Annotated in this window: 11 protein-coding genes; 3 read left to right on the top strand and 8 right to left on the bottom strand. The window is 60.8% G+C overall.

Going from position 1 to position 16,866, the window contains the following annotated elements; all coding sequences use genetic code 11:
* Positions 1-29 precede the first annotated feature (29 nt).
* Positions 30-950 (top strand): LysR substrate-binding domain-containing protein, encoded by a 921-nt coding sequence (locus tag ACP6KB_RS26100; protein WP_442110500.1) that lies wholly within the window; start codon positions 30-32, stop codon positions 948-950.
* 53 nt (positions 951-1,003) lie between these two features.
* Positions 1,004-1,777: a ParA family protein gene (locus ACP6KB_RS26095; protein ID WP_442110498.1), complete on the top strand. Its 774-nt coding sequence runs from the start codon at positions 1,004-1,006 to the stop codon at positions 1,775-1,777.
* On the opposite strand, the gene trxC is transcribed toward ACP6KB_RS26095, so the two are convergent.
* The 8 genes from trxC to betI all read right to left on the bottom strand — a co-directional run bounded on the left by trxC (position 1,774) and on the right by betI (position 14,408).
* A complete protein-coding gene (gene trxC / locus ACP6KB_RS26090; RefSeq protein ID WP_442110496.1) occupies positions 1,774-2,208 on the bottom strand; it encodes a thioredoxin TrxC in 435 nt (144 codons plus the stop codon). The genes ACP6KB_RS26095 and trxC overlap by 4 nt on opposite strands.
* Positions 2,209-2,345: 137 nt before the next feature.
* On the bottom strand, positions 2,346-3,488 hold the full coding sequence (locus ACP6KB_RS26085) for a helix-turn-helix domain-containing protein (RefSeq protein ID WP_442110494.1): 1,143 nt from the start codon (positions 3,486-3,488) through the stop codon (positions 2,346-2,348).
* Between the two features lie 113 nt (positions 3,489-3,601).
* Positions 3,602-5,062, bottom strand: coding sequence for a protein adenylyltransferase SelO (gene selO / locus ACP6KB_RS26080; protein ID WP_442110492.1), 1,461 nt, complete (start codon positions 5,060-5,062; stop codon positions 3,602-3,604).
* A 58-nt stretch (positions 5,063-5,120) separates the two neighbouring features.
* Positions 5,121-8,477 (bottom strand): mechanosensitive channel MscK, encoded by a 3,357-nt coding sequence (gene mscK / locus ACP6KB_RS26075; RefSeq protein ID WP_442110490.1) that lies wholly within the window; start codon positions 8,475-8,477, stop codon positions 5,121-5,123.
* 39 nt (positions 8,478-8,516) lie between these two features.
* A complete protein-coding gene (locus ACP6KB_RS26070; RefSeq protein WP_442110488.1) occupies positions 8,517-10,259 on the bottom strand; it encodes a potassium/proton antiporter in 1,743 nt (580 codons plus the stop codon).
* A gap of 201 nt (positions 10,260-10,460) precedes the next feature.
* A complete protein-coding gene (gene betA, locus ACP6KB_RS26065) occupies positions 10,461-12,158 on the bottom strand; it encodes a choline dehydrogenase (protein WP_442110486.1) in 1,698 nt (565 codons plus the stop codon).
* Positions 12,159-12,239: 81 nt separating this feature from the next.
* A complete protein-coding gene (gene betB, locus ACP6KB_RS26060) occupies positions 12,240-13,712 on the bottom strand; it encodes a betaine-aldehyde dehydrogenase (RefSeq protein ID WP_442110484.1) in 1,473 nt (490 codons plus the stop codon).
* A 30-nt stretch (positions 13,713-13,742) separates the two neighbouring features.
* Entirely contained in the window at positions 13,743-14,408 is a 666-nt protein-coding gene (betI, locus tag ACP6KB_RS26055) for a transcriptional regulator BetI (protein WP_442110482.1), read from the bottom strand.
* Positions 14,409-14,830: 422 nt separating this feature from the next.
* Here betI and ACP6KB_RS26050 point away from each other — a divergent pair, with 422 nt between their 5' ends.
* Positions 14,831-16,834 (top strand): BCCT family transporter, encoded by a 2,004-nt coding sequence (locus tag ACP6KB_RS26050; RefSeq protein ID WP_442110480.1) that lies wholly within the window; start codon positions 14,831-14,833, stop codon positions 16,832-16,834.
* The last annotated feature ends 32 nt before the right edge of the window (positions 16,835-16,866 follow it).

The following is a 16,866-nucleotide window of genomic DNA, read 5'->3' as shown; positions in this document are numbered from 1 at the left end:
AAGAGCTTTTACGACCTATTGGAGGCCGTATGGAATTGCGTCACCTGCGCTACTTCATCGCCGTTGCCGAAGAGCTGCATTTTGGCCGGGCCGCGCAAAACCTGGGGATCTCCCAGCCACCCTTGAGCCAGCAGATTCAGGCGCTGGAGCAGGAGCTTGGGGCGCGGTTGTTCGAGCGTACCAATCGTCGCGTTGAACTCAGTGAAGCGGGGCGCCTGTTTCTTGAAGAGGCGCGCCTGGTGTTGGCCCAGGTCGATAAAGCGGCTGACGTCGCTCGCCGTGCGCAATTGGGTGAGCTGGGTGAGATGAAGATCGGTTTCACCTCATCGGCGCCGTTCAATTCTTCGATCCCCAAAGCCATTTACGCGTTTCGCCAACGCTTTGCCGCTGTGCACCTGAACCTCAAGGAGATGAGCAGCCAGGCGGTGGCCGATGCGCTGCTCGACGAAAGCATCGAAGTCGGCTTGATGCGCCCCTTGGCCCTACCGGACAGCCTGGTTGCCACCGAGTTGTTCCGCGAGCCGCTGGTCGCGGTGATCAACGCCGCTCATCCGCTGGCCGAGGGCAGCGAACAGGGCGTGCACATGGCGGCACTGGCGAACGAGCCGTTTGTGTTCTTCCCGCGCAGCTATGGCAGTGGCTTGTACGCACAACTGTTGAGCCTGGCCCGACAAGCGGGCTTCAGCCCCCACTTCGCCCAGGAGGCCAGCGAGGCGATGACCATCATCGGCCTGGTGTCGGCGGGCCTGGGGGTGTCGGTGTTGCCCGCTTCGTTTCAACGCATGCGCATTGACGGGGTGGTGTACCGCACGTTGCTCGATGACGGTGCAGACACCGCGGTGTGGCTGGTGCAGCGGCGTGAGTCGTCGTCGCCGATGGCCGATGCGTTTGCCGCGTTGCTGTGTGCCCAGCACGCGCGTGGCGCTGGAGTGCTGGATGGTGCTGGCTAATCCGGCGCGGCGCCGACATACTCGGTCATTCCCTGATACACGGAGGTCTTTCCATGCGGCGCGTGGTGTTCAATCAGAAAGGTGGTGTGGGTAAATCGAGTATCGCCTGCAACCTGGCAGCGGTGAGTGCCAATGAAGGCTATCGAACCTTGCTGATCGACCTGGATGCCCAGGCCAACTCGACCCAGTACCTCACCGGGCTGACCGGCGATGACATTCCCATGGGTATTGCCGACTTCTTCAAGCAGACCCTGTCGTCCGGGCCGTTTGCCAAGAAGAACAAGGTAGATATCTACGAAACCCCTTTCGACAACCTGCATGTGGTGACCGCCACCGCCGAGCTGGCTGATTTGCAGCCCAAGCTTGAGGCCAAACACAAGATCAACAAGCTGCGTAAATTGCTCGACGAGCTGGATGAGGACTATGAGCGGATCTATCTGGATACGCCGCCAGCGCTGAATTTTTATGCGGTTTCCGCGCTGATCGCGGCGGATCGCGTGTTGATTCCGTTCGACTGCGACAGCTTTTCGCGCCAGGCGCTGTATGGCTTGCTGGCCGAGATCGAAGACCTCAAGGAAGATCACAACGAAGACCTGCAAGTCGAGGGGATCGTCGTTAACCAGTTCCAGGCGCGCGCCAGCCTGCCTCAGCAGATGCTCGACGAATTGCTCGCCGAAGGTTTGCCGGTGCTACCGGTGTACCTCAACAGCTCGGTGAAAATGCGTGAATCGCACCAGGCCAGCTTGCCGCTGATTCACCTGGAACCTCGCCACAAGCTGACGCAACAGTTTGTCGAGCTGCACGCCTTGCTCGAAGAAAACGCTTAAATCCCCTGGCTGCGCAGCCACTCCAGGAGTTGCTGGAGTGGGAATGCGCCGCTCTGGCGGGCGACTTCCCGGCCGTTCTTGAACAGAATCAGGCTGGGAATCGAACGAATCCCCAGTTGCCCCGCCAGTTGCTGATTACTTTCGCTGTCCAGCTTGGCCAGGCGGCAGCGCCCGCTGAGCTGGATCGCGGCTTGCTCGAAGATCGGCGCGAACTGTTTGCACGGTCCGCACCAATCAGCCCAGACATCGATCAGCAACGGCAGATCGCCCTTGATCTGGCTGGCGTAGTCGCCTTGCTTGAGGTCGAACGGCTTGGCCAGCAGCACCGGTTTTTTGCAGCGGCCGCATTTGGGGGCGTCGCCAAGACGCTCAGCCGGGATACGGTTCAGGCCGTTGCAGTGGGGGCAAGGGATCACCAGTGAATCCGTCATTGATACTCCAAAAGTTGGTCTGCCTGCCTGTGGGAGCGGGCTTGCCCCGCGATGCGTTGTATCTGATAGACCGCTATCGCGGGTGTACAACCGGAGACATCCTTTACACAGTAAACCGGAGACATGGTTTACACATTCTAGGCCTGGACGCGGTTTTCACCGCGTCTCAGCCTTCCCAAGGGATAGTCACATAAGTACAACTCCCAGGTGTCATCTTCGACTTCTTTAAGCCCGATCCGCTCACCGGCAAGGGCTTCACTGACGAACAACAACTTGCCTTTCCACTTGATCGAACCGTTCTGCCTGACGCTTCGTACCAGCATCTCTGCCGGGTATTCCACATCAGGTACACAACCGGGATAAGGGCGGTTGGACGGCACATACAGCTCGCCTGGACGCTTCATCTCCAGCGCTTCGTGAGGGCGCACATGGTTGAACTCGTTGCGAAAGTGCTCCAGCAGAAGCTGCTGCTCGAGGAAATTTTGCCCCAGTGGAAGCTCGGCCTTCAGGCTGCGGTGCATGCGTTCGTGACGGCCATTTTGATCGGGGCGCCCCAGCCCGGTTCGCTCGGGATAAATACCTAAACGTATCCACCACGCAGCCAAGGTGGACATTCGCGCAAGCCCTGGTGATGCGAACGGGATGCCATTGTCGGTGCGGATTACCTCAGGCATGCCATGTTTTTCGAAGAGCCGCTCAAATGTCTGCCGAACCGGCAAGCTGTTGACCTTGGCGTGGGCCCGACACGCCAAGATCATTCGTGAGGCATGGTCGGTGACCGTAAACGGGAAGCACCACTGGCCGTCCAGCATCTTGAACTGACCTTTGTAATCCGCGCACCAGGTCTGATTGGGCTCATTGGCCTCACGCATTTGCTGGGCACTTTTGCCGTAGTGGCGCTTAGGGCGGCGCTTTTTGACTAACCCATAGCGATCCAACCATTGGCCAGCGGTGCTGGGCGCAGGCCAGCAGGTGGATGGATCCTCCAGACGCAGCAGCTCGATGAGCTTTTTCGGCCCCCAACGGGCATGCGCCTCTTTCATCGCAAGGAGGCGAGACAGGACTTCATCATTGACCTTTTGGGGGCTGTGGTGCGGCTTGCGGGAGGCGTCGACCAGCCCGGCGGCACCGTCTGCGCAATAGCGGGCGATCCACTTGTCTACGGTTGGACGGCTGACCTTGAAACGCCAGGCAAGCTGGCTCTTGGTGAAATCACCGGAGAGCCAGTCGCCAATCAATCGGATGCGTTGGTTCATAGGGGACTCTTGGTTCCAGGGCATGATCAGATACCTCCTGACCATGCGTATTAGCCTGTAAACCATGTCCCCGGTTTGAAATGTAAAGGATGTCCCCGGTTTGTACCCGGGGCAAGCCCGCTCCTACAGGGTGTTGTCTAGGATGAGCAGCTGATTTCCAGATGCTTGCCCCACTCCGGCGGCCGTTCGGCATAGGCCTGCATGCCGGGCTGTTCTTCGAACGGCTTGCGCAGCACCTGATGAAGGCGCCGCACTTCTTCGTAGTCTCCACCTTCAGCCGCCTCGATGGCGCGCTGGGCCAGGTAGTTGCGCAGGATGTACAGCGGATTGACCGCATGCATACGCTCGCGGCGGCCTTCGCTGTTGCCGGGCTCACGGGCCAGGCGCGCGAGGTAGTCGCTGCTCCAGGCATCAAAACCGGCCAGGTCGACGAAGTCGTCACGCACCACACGCAGCGCCGCCTCGGCCGGCTGATCACCCAGTTTGCGGAAGAACAGGGTGTAGTCCACCGCGCCCGGCTGCATCAGTTGCAGCAGGCGTTCGATCAGCGCTTTGTCATCTTCTTCAGCCTGCAGCAGGCCCAGGCGACGGCGCATCAGGTCGAGGTAATGGGCCTCGTACAGCGGCAGGAACAGGGCCAGGGTTTGTTGCAGTGCTTCGACACTGATGAACGGTGTCAGCGCCTGGGCCAGGGCACTGAGGTTCCAGTGGGCGACGGGCACCTGATTGCTGTAGCTGTAGCGGCCCTGATCATCTGAGTGGTTGCAGATGAAGTTGGCGTCGAAATCGTCGAGGAAGGCGAAGGGGCCGAAGTCGAAGGTGATGCCCAGAATCGACATGTTGTCGGTGTTCATCACGCCGTGGCAGAAGCCATAGGCCTGCCACAAGGCAATCAGCTCGGCGTTGCGCTCGACAATGGTGCGAAACATCGCCAGGTAAGGCTCGGGCTCGGTCTGGCATTCAGGGAAATGCTGACTCAGTACATGCTCGGCGAGGATGCGCTGTTGCTCGGGCTGGCGGGTGTAATAGAAATACTCGAAGTGGCCGAAGCGTACATGGCTGGGGGCCAGGCGCAGGAGCATGGCTGCGCGCTCTTGGGTTTCGCGCCACACCGGTGTGCTCGACCCGATCACGCACAAGGCGCGACTGCTGGGGATGCCCAGGGCATGCAGGGCTTCGCTGGCAAGGAACTCACGGATCGAGGAGCGCAGCACCGCACGACCGTCGCCCATGCGCGAGTAAGGGGTTTGCCCGGCGCCTTTGAGGTGCAGGTCCCAGTGCTCGCCGGCATCGTTGTACACCTCGCCCAGCAGCAGGCCGCGACCATCGCCCAGGCGCGGGCTGTAGCCGCCGAACTGATGCCCGGAATAGACCATCGCGCGGGGTTCGGCTTCGCTCCACAGCTTGTGCCCGCCAAACAGTTCGGCGAATACGGGGGAGTGTGCTTCGGTTGGCTCCAGGTCAAGCAGGGCCATGGCGGCCTCGCTGGCTACCACCAGGCGAGGCTCGGCAATGGGCTCGGGAAGCACCGAGGTTGAGAACGCGTCGCCCAGGCGGGCAAAACGGTTGTCGAAGGTTAGTTCGTCGAGGGCTTTCAACGGCCATCTCCAGCAGAATATCCGATCATTCTGCAAGGGTATGGCCGTCTACGTCCAGTCAGGCGGGTTTGCCGGGTGTTGCGCTCGGTTGCTCACCATCGCCCAGCGGCTTGTTGACGCTCACGGTGCGGTCCATGGTCTCGATCGGCACCATTTTGTATTCCTGACCCTGCATGTTCTTCAGGTAGATCTCCATCTGCCGGAACGAGATGTTGATCTGCTGCTTCTTGAATTCCTTGTTGATGAAGCGGTTGATCTCGTCCAGTACCGGGTTGCGGTCGCCGAGGTCGCGTACGTGCATGCGCAGTTCGTGGTCCAGGGTGCTTTCGCCGAAGTTCAGGAAGTAGACAATCGGTTCCGGCTCCTTGAGCACCCGCGGGTTGTCGTTGGCCGCCTTGAGCAGCAGGGTGCGCACCAGGTCGAGGTCCGAGCCATAGTCGACACCCAGCTTGAGGGTGACGCGGGTGATGGTGTCGGTCAGCGACCAGTTGATCAGTTGCCCGGTGATGAACGTCTTGTTCGGAACAATGATGTCCTTGCGGTCGAAGTCAGTAATGGTGGTCGCACGGATACGGATCTTGCTCACCGTACCGGACAGGTTGCCGATGGTGATGGTGTCGCCGATACGCACCGGACGCTCGAACAGGATCATGATGCCGGAGATGAAGTTAGCGAAGATCTCCTGCATGCCGAAGCCCAGGCCTACCGACAGTGCCGCCACCAGCCATTGCAGTTTGTCCCAGCTCACACCGAGGGCCGACAGGGTGGAGACGAAGCCGACCCCGGCAATCACGTACGACAGCAGTGTGGTGGTGGCATAGGCGCTGCCCTGGGCCAGGTTCAGGCGTGACAGCACCAGTACTTCGAGCAAGCCCGGCAGGTTGCGCGCCAGGGCAAAGGTAATGCCGATGATCACCAGGGCACCGAGCATGTCGCTGAGGCTGATCGGCACCATGCTCATGCTGGCGCCTGTGCCGCTGGTGTACTCGTACAGGGTGATGTTGTCGAGGTAGGCCACCACACTGATCAGGTCGGACCAGACCCAGTACAACGCCCCGATGAAGCCGCCGAGCAGCGCCAGGCGAATCAGGCGCAAGGACTGCTGGTTGACCTGCTCGATGTCGAGGGTTGGCTCCTCGACGATGACTTCGCCATCCAGGCCTTCCTTGGTGGTGGCCTGACGTTTGCTCAGTGCCCGCTGGTAGGCCAGGCGCCGGGCGGCGACGGCCAGGCCGCGAACGAAGGCCGCCTCGACCACCAGCCAGAACATCAGCAGGTACAGGGTGTCGATCAGGCGGTCGGTGAGTTTCAGCGCGGTGTAGTAGTAGCCAAAGCACACGGCGATGAACAGCGCGATCGGCAGGGCGGTGAAGGCCACGCCCACCGCTTTCCGGAACACTGAGGTATTGCGGTGCGCCGGGCTGCTGAGCAGCAGGCGGCTGAGTAGCCAGGTCATCATGGCGTAGCAGGTCAGCACCACGCCAATGCCGAGCACATCGTCGGCCAGCGCCGAAGGCTGATGTTCTGCCACTGCCACTACACCGACCAACGCCAGCACCACCGCGCCCAGGCGACGGACCCAGCGACGCAGGAACTCGACTTGCGGCTTGTCCCAGCGGAAATGCAGTTCCGCCACGCCGCCGGGGGCCAGCACGCGATAAGCGGTGTAGAACACCAGCCAGGCCTGGGCGACCTGCCACAAGGCGGCGCCGAGGTTGGCGTTTTGTCCGCGGGCGTCGATCTGCAGGGCGAAGCCGCACAGCGCCAGGCCCAGGCTCACCGGCAGGGCCAGGAGGATGTTGATCAGGATGGCCTGGGGCGTGTGCCACTGGCTGTCACGTTTGAAGTGTCCGACATCCTGATGGACCTTGCTCAGACGGGCATACAGGTACTTGCGCCGCCACAACAGGGCACCGATCAGCAGCAACAGCGGCAGGAACAGCAGGGGGCGCTGAACCAGGCCATCGCCCAGTTCCTTGATCCCCGAACCCCAGGGCAAGCTGATCAGTTGTTTGTGCAGGCGTTCAGGGACGGTGCCCAGCCATTCCAGATCCAGCGGCTTGTTGCTCGGGATCCAGAACATTTGCTCATCAAGGGTGTTACGCAAGCTCTGCGAGGTGCTGAGCAACTGCTTCTGGTTCAACTGCAGGGTGATGGATTCGTTGAGTAGCGCGCTCAGTTCGCGGTTCAGGCGTTCGAGCAGGTCGCTGCGGGTAATCGCCACTTCCAGCAAGGCCTTGCGCAGCTGCGGAGTGACATCTTCCTGCGGTTGGTTGGCGAGCAGCTTGTCGACGTAGCTGCTGGGGCTGGTGATGGTTTCGCGCTGCTGGTTGATCTCGAACTGGTACAGGCGAATATCGGCGATCTGGTCGGCCAGGTTGCGGTCGACCTTCAGGTGCGGCAGTGCCTGTTTCTGTTTGTAGAGGATCTTCGACAGCAGCAGGCTGCCCTTGAGCACGCTGATCTGCTCATCCAGGGCCTGGTCGGCCTGGGTCAGGCTGTCCAGTTGCTGCTTGGTCTTGAGGTTCTGTTGGGTCAGTTCGTTGAGACGGTCGGTGCTGCGCAGCAGGTAATCGGACAGTTTGAGGTTGGCGGCACTTTCGGTGGCCAGCAAGGTGCTGCCACCGGCCTTCTGCGCTTCCAGGGACTGTTCGGTAACGGTTTGCTGTGACTGCGCCAGACGCTTCTGGTTGATCAGCGTCTGCATGTCCTGGATTTCTTGTTCCAGGCGGGTTGCCCGCTCGATCAGCAGGTCGTGCTGGGCGTTGCCCAGGTCTTGCAGCAGGCTGTTGCCGGCCAGTTCCTGACGGCGCAGCAGGGTTACCGCATTGATCGCCGCCAGTTCGGCATTGAGCTGGTTGCGCACATCGGTGGTGAGCGGTTTGCCGCCATCTTTGCCAAGTTTCAGGCTGCTGTTGATCTGCTGGGCGCGGGTCTGGTTGGCGCTGATTTCAGCCTGCGCGCGCTCCGGGCGGGTCTGCGAGGTGATGGTCAGGCTGTTGGCTTCAGACAAGGCCTTTTGCAGTTCACCTTGCTCGGTGGTGCGCTCGGCCAGCAGCTGTTCAAGCTGCGGTACGCTCAGCGCGGCATAGCGCTGGGCCACGGGGACCACTTTGCTCTCAGTGAGCTTGGCCAGTTCGCGTTGGCTCTCGGTGGTTTTGCGCGGCGCATCGCTCAGCTGTTGCTTGAGCGCGACGAGTTTTTTCTCGCTGTCTTCCTGGGTAGCGATGAAGCCCAGGGTTTTTTCCAGCACTTGCTGTAGCGCCTTCTGCTCCGCTTCGGGCAGCTTGCGTTCGGCAATCTTGTCGAGGCTGTGTTGGACCGAGGCACGGGTAGGCGGCTCTGCCGCCCAAGCGAAGGAGAGTGACAGGCACAGCCCGAGCAAGGCTGCGCTTAATAAAATGCGCGGGGACATAGGCAGAAAGTTCTTACAGCCAAAGGCGAAGTTTTGAGTTTAAAGGAACAGCCCAGGGCCGGGTCGAGTACCTTCGGGGAATTTGACGCCTACTTTGAGGATCTTGTTCCCTTCCATCACCGCCACCGTCCATAGTGTGTTGTTCCATTCGATCTGGTCACCGACCACCGGCGCCCCGCCAACCTTGTGGGCGATGAAGCGGCTGAGCGGTGTATGAGGGTCCTGGCCGTCGAGTTGCAAACCGTACAGCGCCGCTACAGCCCCCAGTTCTGCGTCACCTTCGAGCACAAAGTCACCAAAGAAGCGCAAATCGAGACCGCGTTGCGGGGCCTGGCTGAACAGCTTCCCGAGGGCCGGCAAATTGTGTTCATGGCCGATTACACAGAGCAAATCATCGACTTCCAGGGTGGTACTTCCCGACGGATGGAGCAGTTGCTGGCCACGAAACAGGGCAGCGATACGGGTGCCTTCGGGCATTTTCAGCTCGCGCAGGGCGGCACCGATGCACCATTTTTCCGCACCAAGACGGTAAACGAACAGCTCCCACTCGCTGGTGATGTGCACTTCCAGGGCAGAGCGGGAGATTGGCGCCGGGTCTGGCGGTACCGTCACTTTCAGCAGCTTGGCCATCCACGGCAGGCTGGTCCCCTGCACCAACAGCGACACCAGCACGATAAAGAACGCCAGGTTGAAGAACAGCTGCGCATCAGGCAGCCCGGCCATCAACGGGAACACGGCGAGAATGATCGGTACCGCGCCGCGCAGGCCAACCCAGGAGATAAAGGCCTTTTCGCGGCCATGGAAGGCCTTGAACGGCAGCAGGCTGGCCACCACCGACAGGGGGCGGGCGAAGATGATCATCCACAGCGCCAGGCCCAGGGCGGGCAGGGCAATGGGCAGCAAGTCGTGTGGTGTCACCAGCAGACCCAGCACCAGGAACATGCCGATCTGTGCCAGCCAGGCCATACCATCGAGCATGTGCAAAATGCCGTGGCGGCTGCGGATCGGGCGGTTACCCAGCACCAGGCCGCACAGATAAACGGCGAGGAAACCGCTACCGTGCAGGGCGTTGGTCAGGGAGAACACCACCAGGCCGCCGGCGATCACCAGAATCGGGTAGAGGCCGCCGGCCAGGTTGATGCGATTGACCAGTTGCAGCATCAACCAGCCACCGCCCAGGCCCATCAGGCCGCCGATACCGAACTCTCGCAGCAGATGGGTGAGCAGGCTCCAGTGCAGGCCGGTCTGGCCGCTGGCGATCATGTCGATCAGGGTGACGGTGAGAAACACCGCCATTGGGTCGTTGCTACCTGACTCGATTTCCAGGGTGGCGGTGACCCGTTCGTTCAGGCCTTTGCCGCCGAGTAGCGAGAACACTGCAGCGGCGTCGGTAGAGCCAACAATCGCACCGATCAACAGGCCCTGGATCAGGCTCAGGTTGAACAGCCAGGCGGCGACCATGCCGGTCAGTCCGGTGGTGATCAGCACACCAACGGTGGCCAGCGACAGGGCCGGCCACAGGGCCACACGGAAACTGGCGACACGCGTGCGCAAGCCGCCATCGAGGAGGATCACCGCCAGTGCCAGGTTGCCCACCAGGTACGCGGTTGGGTAATTGTTGAAGATGATTCCGCCGCCATCCACCCCGGCAAGCATGCCAACGGCGAGGATGATGACCAGAATCGGGATGCCCAGCCGTGATGACAGTGAGCTGACCAAAATACTTGCACCTACCAGCAATGCGCCGATCAAGAACAGGCTATTGATGGTGGACGCATCCAAAGGCAGTACTCCGGGGAAAAGCAGGAAGGGGGCGGTGTGCTGTGAATAAGCAGGTCGCGTGCCAAGGATTCTAACCTGAGGGGTTGGCGGGCTGTAAAGGGTTAATCGCAGGCACAAAAAAAGCACCGTGAGGTGCTTTTTTTATCGCGGGGAAAGCCCGCTCCTACAGTGATTGTGGGAGCGGGCTCCCCGCGAAATGCATCAGGCCTGCTTCACTTCACGCATGGCCTTGCCTTTGACCGGTGCGCCATTGGCAACGTAGTACTTGGCAGTGCTACGCGGCAGTGGCTGGCGGCCGCGGATCTTGTCGGAGATTTTCTCGGCGATCATGATCGTGGTGGCGTTGAGGTTGCCGGTGATGATGATCGGCATGATCGACGCATCGACAACGCGCAGGCCCTGCATACCGTGCACGCGACCCTGGCCATCGACCACGGCCATGTCGTCGGTGCCCATCTTGCACGAGCAGGACGGGTGGAACGCGGTTTCGGCGTGCTCGCGGATGAACGTGTTCAGCTCTTCGTCGGTCTGCACCTCGGCGCCCGGGCTGATCTCGCGACCACGGAAGGCATCCAGTGCCGGCTGGGCCATGATTTCACGGGTCAGGCGAATGCCGTCGCGGAATTCCTGCCAGTCTTGCTCGGTGGCCATGTAGTTGAACAGGATGCTTGGGTGCTGGCGTGGGTCTTTCGACTTGGCCTGGATACGACCGCGGCTTGGCGAACGCATCGAACCCATGTGCGCCTGGAAGCCGTGTTCCTGTACACCGTTGCTGCCGTTGTAGTTAATCGCAACCGGCAGGAAGTGGTACTGGATGTTCGGCCATTCGAACTCTGGGCGAGTGCGGATGAAACCACCGGCTTCGAACTGGTTGCTGGCGCCGATACCGGTGCCGTTGAACAGCCACTCGGCACCGATGGCTGGCTGGTTGTACCAGAGCAGCGATGGGTACAGCGATACCGGCTGGGTGCAGGCGTATTGCAGGTACAGTTCGAGGTGGTCCTGCAGGTTTTCGCCGACGCCCGGCAGGTCATGGACCACCGGAATGTCGAGGCTCTTCAGCAGTTCGGCCGGGCCGACACCGGAGCGCTGCAGCAACTGCGGCGAGGCGATGGCGCCGCTGCAGACGATGACTTCTTTACGCGCACGGGCTTCCACGCGTTCTTCGCTGGAACCTACCAGGTAGGTGACGCCGACGGCACGCTTGCCTTCGAACAGCACGCGGTCGGTCAGGGCGTGGGTCACGATGTTCAGGGTCGAACGCTTTTTGGCGGTGTCCAGGTAGCCGCGGGCGGTGCTGGAGCGACGGCCTTTAGGCGTCACGGTACGGTCCATCGGGCCGAAACCTTCCTGCTGGTAGCCGTTGAGGTCTTCGGTGCGCGGGTAGCCCGCTTGTACACCGGCTTCGACCATGGCGTGGAACAGCGGGTTGTTGCCGGCTTTAGGCGTGGTCACGCTGACAGGGCCTTCGCCACCGTGGTAGTCGTTGGCGCCGATGTCGCGGGTTTCCGCTTTGCGGAAGTACGGCAGGCAATCCAGGTAGGTCCAGTCTTCCAGGCCTGGCAGTTGTGCCCAGCCGTCGAAGTCCATGGCGTTGCCGCGGATGTAGCACATGCCGTTGATCAGCGACGAGCCACCCAGGCCCTTGCCGCGACCGCATTCCATCCGGCGGCCATCCATGTGTGGCTCTGGATCGGTTTCGTAGGCCCAGTTGTAGCGACGACCCTGCAACGGGAAGGCCAGGGCAGCTGGCATCTGGGTGCGGAAGTCCATGCGGTAGTCAGGACCACCGGCTTCGAGCAGCAGAACGGTAACGTTTGGGTCTTCGGTCAGGCGGGTCGCCAGGGTGTTACCGGCCGAGCCGGCACCGACGATGATGTAATCGAATTCATGGGACATTTCTGTTCCCTCATTTTGGCGGTAGACAGGAAAGCGGGAAGCGCCCGGGCCTTGCGGGCCCAGGCGCGGCTACAGGGGTGCTTAGAACACCGAGTTGTAGTTGCCCAGCTCGACTTGTACCGACTTGATGCGGGTGTACTGAGCCAGCGAGCTCACGCCGTTTTCGCGGCCAACACCCGACTGTTTGTAGCCGCCAACCGGCATTTCAGCTGGCGACTCGCCCCAGGCGTTGATCCAGCAGATACCGGCTTCCAGCTGGTGGATGATGCGGTGGGCGCGGCTGATGTCGTTGGTGCAAACACCAGCGGCCAGGCCGTATTCGGTATCGTTGGCACGGCGGATGACTTCTTCTTCGCTCTCGTAGGAGAGGATGCTCATCACTGGGCCGAAGATTTCTTCTTTGACGATAGTCATGTCGTCACGGCAGTCGGTGAACACGGTTGGTGCCACGAACGCACCTTTGGCGAACTCGCCGTCGGTCAGACGCTCGCCGCCGCACAGTACGCGTGCGCCTTCTTCCTTGCCCTTGGCGATGTAACCCAGCACGCTTTCCATGTGGGCGAAGCTGACCAGCGGGCCGAAGTTGGTGTTCTCGTCTTCTGGGTTGCCAACGCGGATGCGGGCAACGCGCTCAGCGATCTTGGCTTCGAAAGCCGCTTTCATCGAGGCAGGGACGAACACGCGGGTGCCGTTGGTGCAGACCTGACCGGAGCTGTAGAAGTTGGCCATCATGGCGATGTCGGCGGCGCGATCGAGGTCGGCGTCTTCGCAGATGATCAGTGGCGACTTGCCGCCCAGTTCCATGGTGACTTCCTTGAGCGTCGAGCTCGAGGCGCTGGCCATGACTTTCTTGCCGGTGGTGGTGCCGCCGGTGAAGGAGATTTTCTCGATGCGTGGGTGCTCGGTCAGCCAGGTGCCGACTTCACGGCCGCTGCCGGTCAGGACGTTGAACACGCCGTCTGGCAGACCTGCTTCGGTGTAGATCTCGGCCAGTTTCAGGGTGGTCAGCGAGGTGACTTCGCTTGGCTTGAAGATCATCGCGTTACCGGCCGCCAGGGCAGGTGCGGATTTCCACAGGGCGATCTGGATCGGGTAGTTCCAGGCACCGATACCCACGGTCACACCCAGTGGCTCGCGGCGGGTGTAGACGAACGAGCTGTCGCGCAGCGGGATCTGCTCGCCTTCGATCGCAGGCACCAGGCCAGCGTAGTACTCCAGTACGTCAGCACCGGTGACGATGTCGACGTAACGGGTTTCGGAGTAGGACTTACCGGTGTCCAGGGTCTCCAGGGCAGCCAGCTCATCGTTGCGCTCGCGCAGGATGTCGACAGCGCGGCGCAGGATGCGCGAACGCTGCATGGCGGTCATGGCAGCCCAGACTTTCTGGCCGCGTTCGGCGCTTTCTACGGCACGCTCGACGTCTGCTTGGGTGGCGCGTTGTACCTGAGCGAGGACTTCGCCGTTGGCCGGGTTGATGGCGTCAAAGGTAGCGTCGCTGGAAGCGTCGACATAACCACCATCAATGTAGAGTTTTTGCAGTTCGAAACGGGCCATAGTGTCCTCGCAAGTGCATAGTGTTATTGGCTATCCGAGCGGCGCTCCTGCCTGTTTGGCATTCGCGGCGCGTAGTGGTTCAGAGGCCTGGGTTTGTGTGTCCGGGCTCGTCTGTTTCGCCAGTTGTAGATCCATGTATTCGTAAGCGATTTGCTTCGCCTGGTCGGTGTCGAAGGCGTCTCCTGACAGCGCACCGCGCAGCCACAGTCCGTCGATCAACGCTGCCAGGCCGCGGGCTGCGCTGCGTGCCTGAGGCAACGGCAGGGCGCGACGGAACTGGCAGCACAGGTTGGAATACAAGCGGTGATCGTTGATCCGCTGCAACCTGTGCAAAGACGGCTGGTGCATGCTGGAGGCCCAGAAGGCCAACCAGGTTTTCATTGCCGGGCCGTTGACCTGACTGGCGTCGAAGTTGCCTTCGATGATCACCTGCAGGTGGGCACGCGGGCTGTTGTCCTTGAGCGCCTGGCGGTTGGCCGCGACGTTCTCGTTCAGCACGCTCATCAAGTACCGCATGGTCGCCGCGATCAGGCCGTTCTTGTCCTGAAAGTAGTGACTGATGATGCCATTCGACACACCGGCCAAACGGGCGATCAGCGCAATGCTGGCGTCACCCATTCCGACCTGGTCGATGGCCAGCAATGTGGCTTCGATCAACTGCTGGCGACGAATGGGTTGCATACCGACCTTGGGCATTTTGCAAATCTCCTCAGGCCTGCGAGCAGTCGACGAGCGGCTGCCTCGGCGAAGGCCAGTCTATTTTGTTTTGATTGAACGTTCAATCAACAAAGAATAAGCTCTGCGACAATCTGTGCCATTGACAGGAAATTTCCGATGTCAGATGGCCCAAATTGGCACCCCAAAAAGACGTGGAACCCCCGGAATACAAGGTGTTGACGGGTGTAAACGGCGTGTTGAGAAGATCTGCCGAGCGGTCCATGACCGCCAGGGCAACCCTCGGAGCGGGGCTTTTGGTCTGTTTTTTCTCAACGCAATCGATTCGGGATCACGGTTTTTTCAAGGTGCTTTTATAACACCTGATGCAGTGGGGCTATTGCACCATTTGCTCAGGGCCAGGTTGTTTTCGTTTCTCTCGCACTGCCCGGAGCAAATGTGCAATGAGTTCTGCCTCCCTAATCAAGACCCCCACCGAGAGGGTCCGGGTCAATAGCGTGGTGTTCATCACTTCCGCGTTGCTGATCCTTGTACTGACTGCCTTGCTTATCGCTGTTCCTGAAAAAGCCGGCGAAGTGCTCAATGTCGCCCAGACCTGGCTGACACGTAGCTTCGGCTGGTACTACATGCTGGTGATCGGCGGTTACCTGCTGTTCGTCATCGTTCTGGCGTTTTCCAACTTCGGCAAACTCAAGCTGGGTGGCAAGGACGACAAGCCAGACTTCAGCTACGGCGCTTGGGCCGGCATGCTGTTCTCGTCGGGTATTGGTATTTCGCTGCTGTACTTCGGCGCCTCCGAGCCGCTGGATCACTACTTCAACCCGCCAGAAGGCGCCTCGGCCACTGCTGAGGCTGCGCGTCAGGGCTTGCAGTTGACCTTCCTGCACTGGGGCCTGCATGGCTGGGCGATCTACGCCCTGGTTGGCCTGGCTGTGGGCTACTTCGCCTACCGTCATAACCAGCCGCTGGCTCTGCGTTCGGCGCTTTACCCGCTGATGGGTGAGCGCTGGGTCAAAGGTGGCGCCGGTCATGCGGTGGACATCTTCGGCATGTTCGTGACGTTGCTGGGCCTGGTGACCAACCTGGGCATCGGTTCGATGCAGGTGGCCTCGGGCCTGGAATACCTGTTCGGCATGGATCACAGCAATACCAACCTGCTGATCGTGATCCTGGTGATGGCGACAGTGGCCACTGTGGCCGCAGTGTCCGGTGTGGAGAACGGCATCCGCCGCCTGTCCAACCTGAACATCGTTCTGTTCAGCGGCCTGCTGATCTTTGTGCTGCTGGCCGGTGACACCCTGCACCTGCTCAACGGTTTCGTTCAGAACGTCGGTGACTACCTCAACGGCATTGTGCTGAAGACCTTCGATCTCTACGTCTACGAAAGCGAGGCGGGCAAGTCTGAGCGCTGGCTGGGGCTGTGGACCGTGTTCTACTGGGCCTGGTGGATTTCCTGGGGCCCATTCGTCGGCATGTTCATCGCCCGTATCTCCAAGGGCCGCACCGTGCGTGAGCTGGTTGCTGGCGTGCTGCTGATTCCGCTGGGCTTCACCCTGGCCTGGCTGTCGATCTTCGGCAACACCGCGCTGGACCTGGTGATGAACCATGGCGCCGTAGAGCTCGGCAAGACCGCGCTTGAGCAACCGTCGATGTCGATCTACCAACTGCTGGAGTTCTTCCCAGCGGCCAAGATCGTCATTGGTGTCGCAGTGTTCGTAGGCTTCGTGCTGTTCCTCACCCCGGCCGACTCGGGCGCGGTGATGATGGCCAACCTGTCGTGCAAAGGCGGTCAAGTCGACGAGGACGCGCCGCACTGGATGGTAGTGTTCTGGTCGGTGGTGATCACCCTGGTGACCATTGGTTTGCTGTTCGCCGGTAACTTCGCCGCGATGCAGACCATGGTGGTACTGGCGGGCCTGCCGTTCTCGGTGGTGCTGGTGCTGTTCATGTTCGGCCTGTACAAGGCCATGAAACAAGACAGCCAGACCGAGCAGGAGCAAGCCGAACTGGCTGCGCGTGGTCGTCGTGGTTTCAGCGAGCGTTTGAGCCAGCTGGATCTGCAGCCGACCCAGGCGATGGTTCAGCGCTTCATGGACAAACAGGTAAGCCCGGCGCTCAAGGAAGCGGCCGTACAGTTGCAGAACCTAGGGGTCGAGGTGGAGACCCGAGTGGGGCAGTCGCGTTCGACCATGGGCCTGCGGGTCATGATGGAAGAGGGCAACCCGTTCGTTTACGAAGTGAGCCTTGACGGCTACCTGGCGGCGCCAAGTGAAGCACCGGTAGAAGGTGAAAGCGAAGTGCGTCAGCGTTTTTACCGTGCCGAGGTTTACCTGCAAAGCGGTAGCCAGGAATATGATCTGATGGGCTTTACCCCAGATCAGATCACCCGTGATGTGCTCGATCAGTTCGAGAGTCATCGCCAGTTGCTGGGCCGGGTCTATAGCTGACCTGTTCCGGGTAACCTCAAAGGCTCTGTTCG

The sequence above is a fragment of the Pseudomonas sp. NUPR-001 genome, assembly GCF_052147955.1.
In the GTDB taxonomy this organism is placed as follows: Bacteria; Pseudomonadota; Gammaproteobacteria; order Pseudomonadales; family Pseudomonadaceae; genus Aquipseudomonas.
This window is presented reverse-complemented; position numbering and strand designations above follow the sequence as displayed.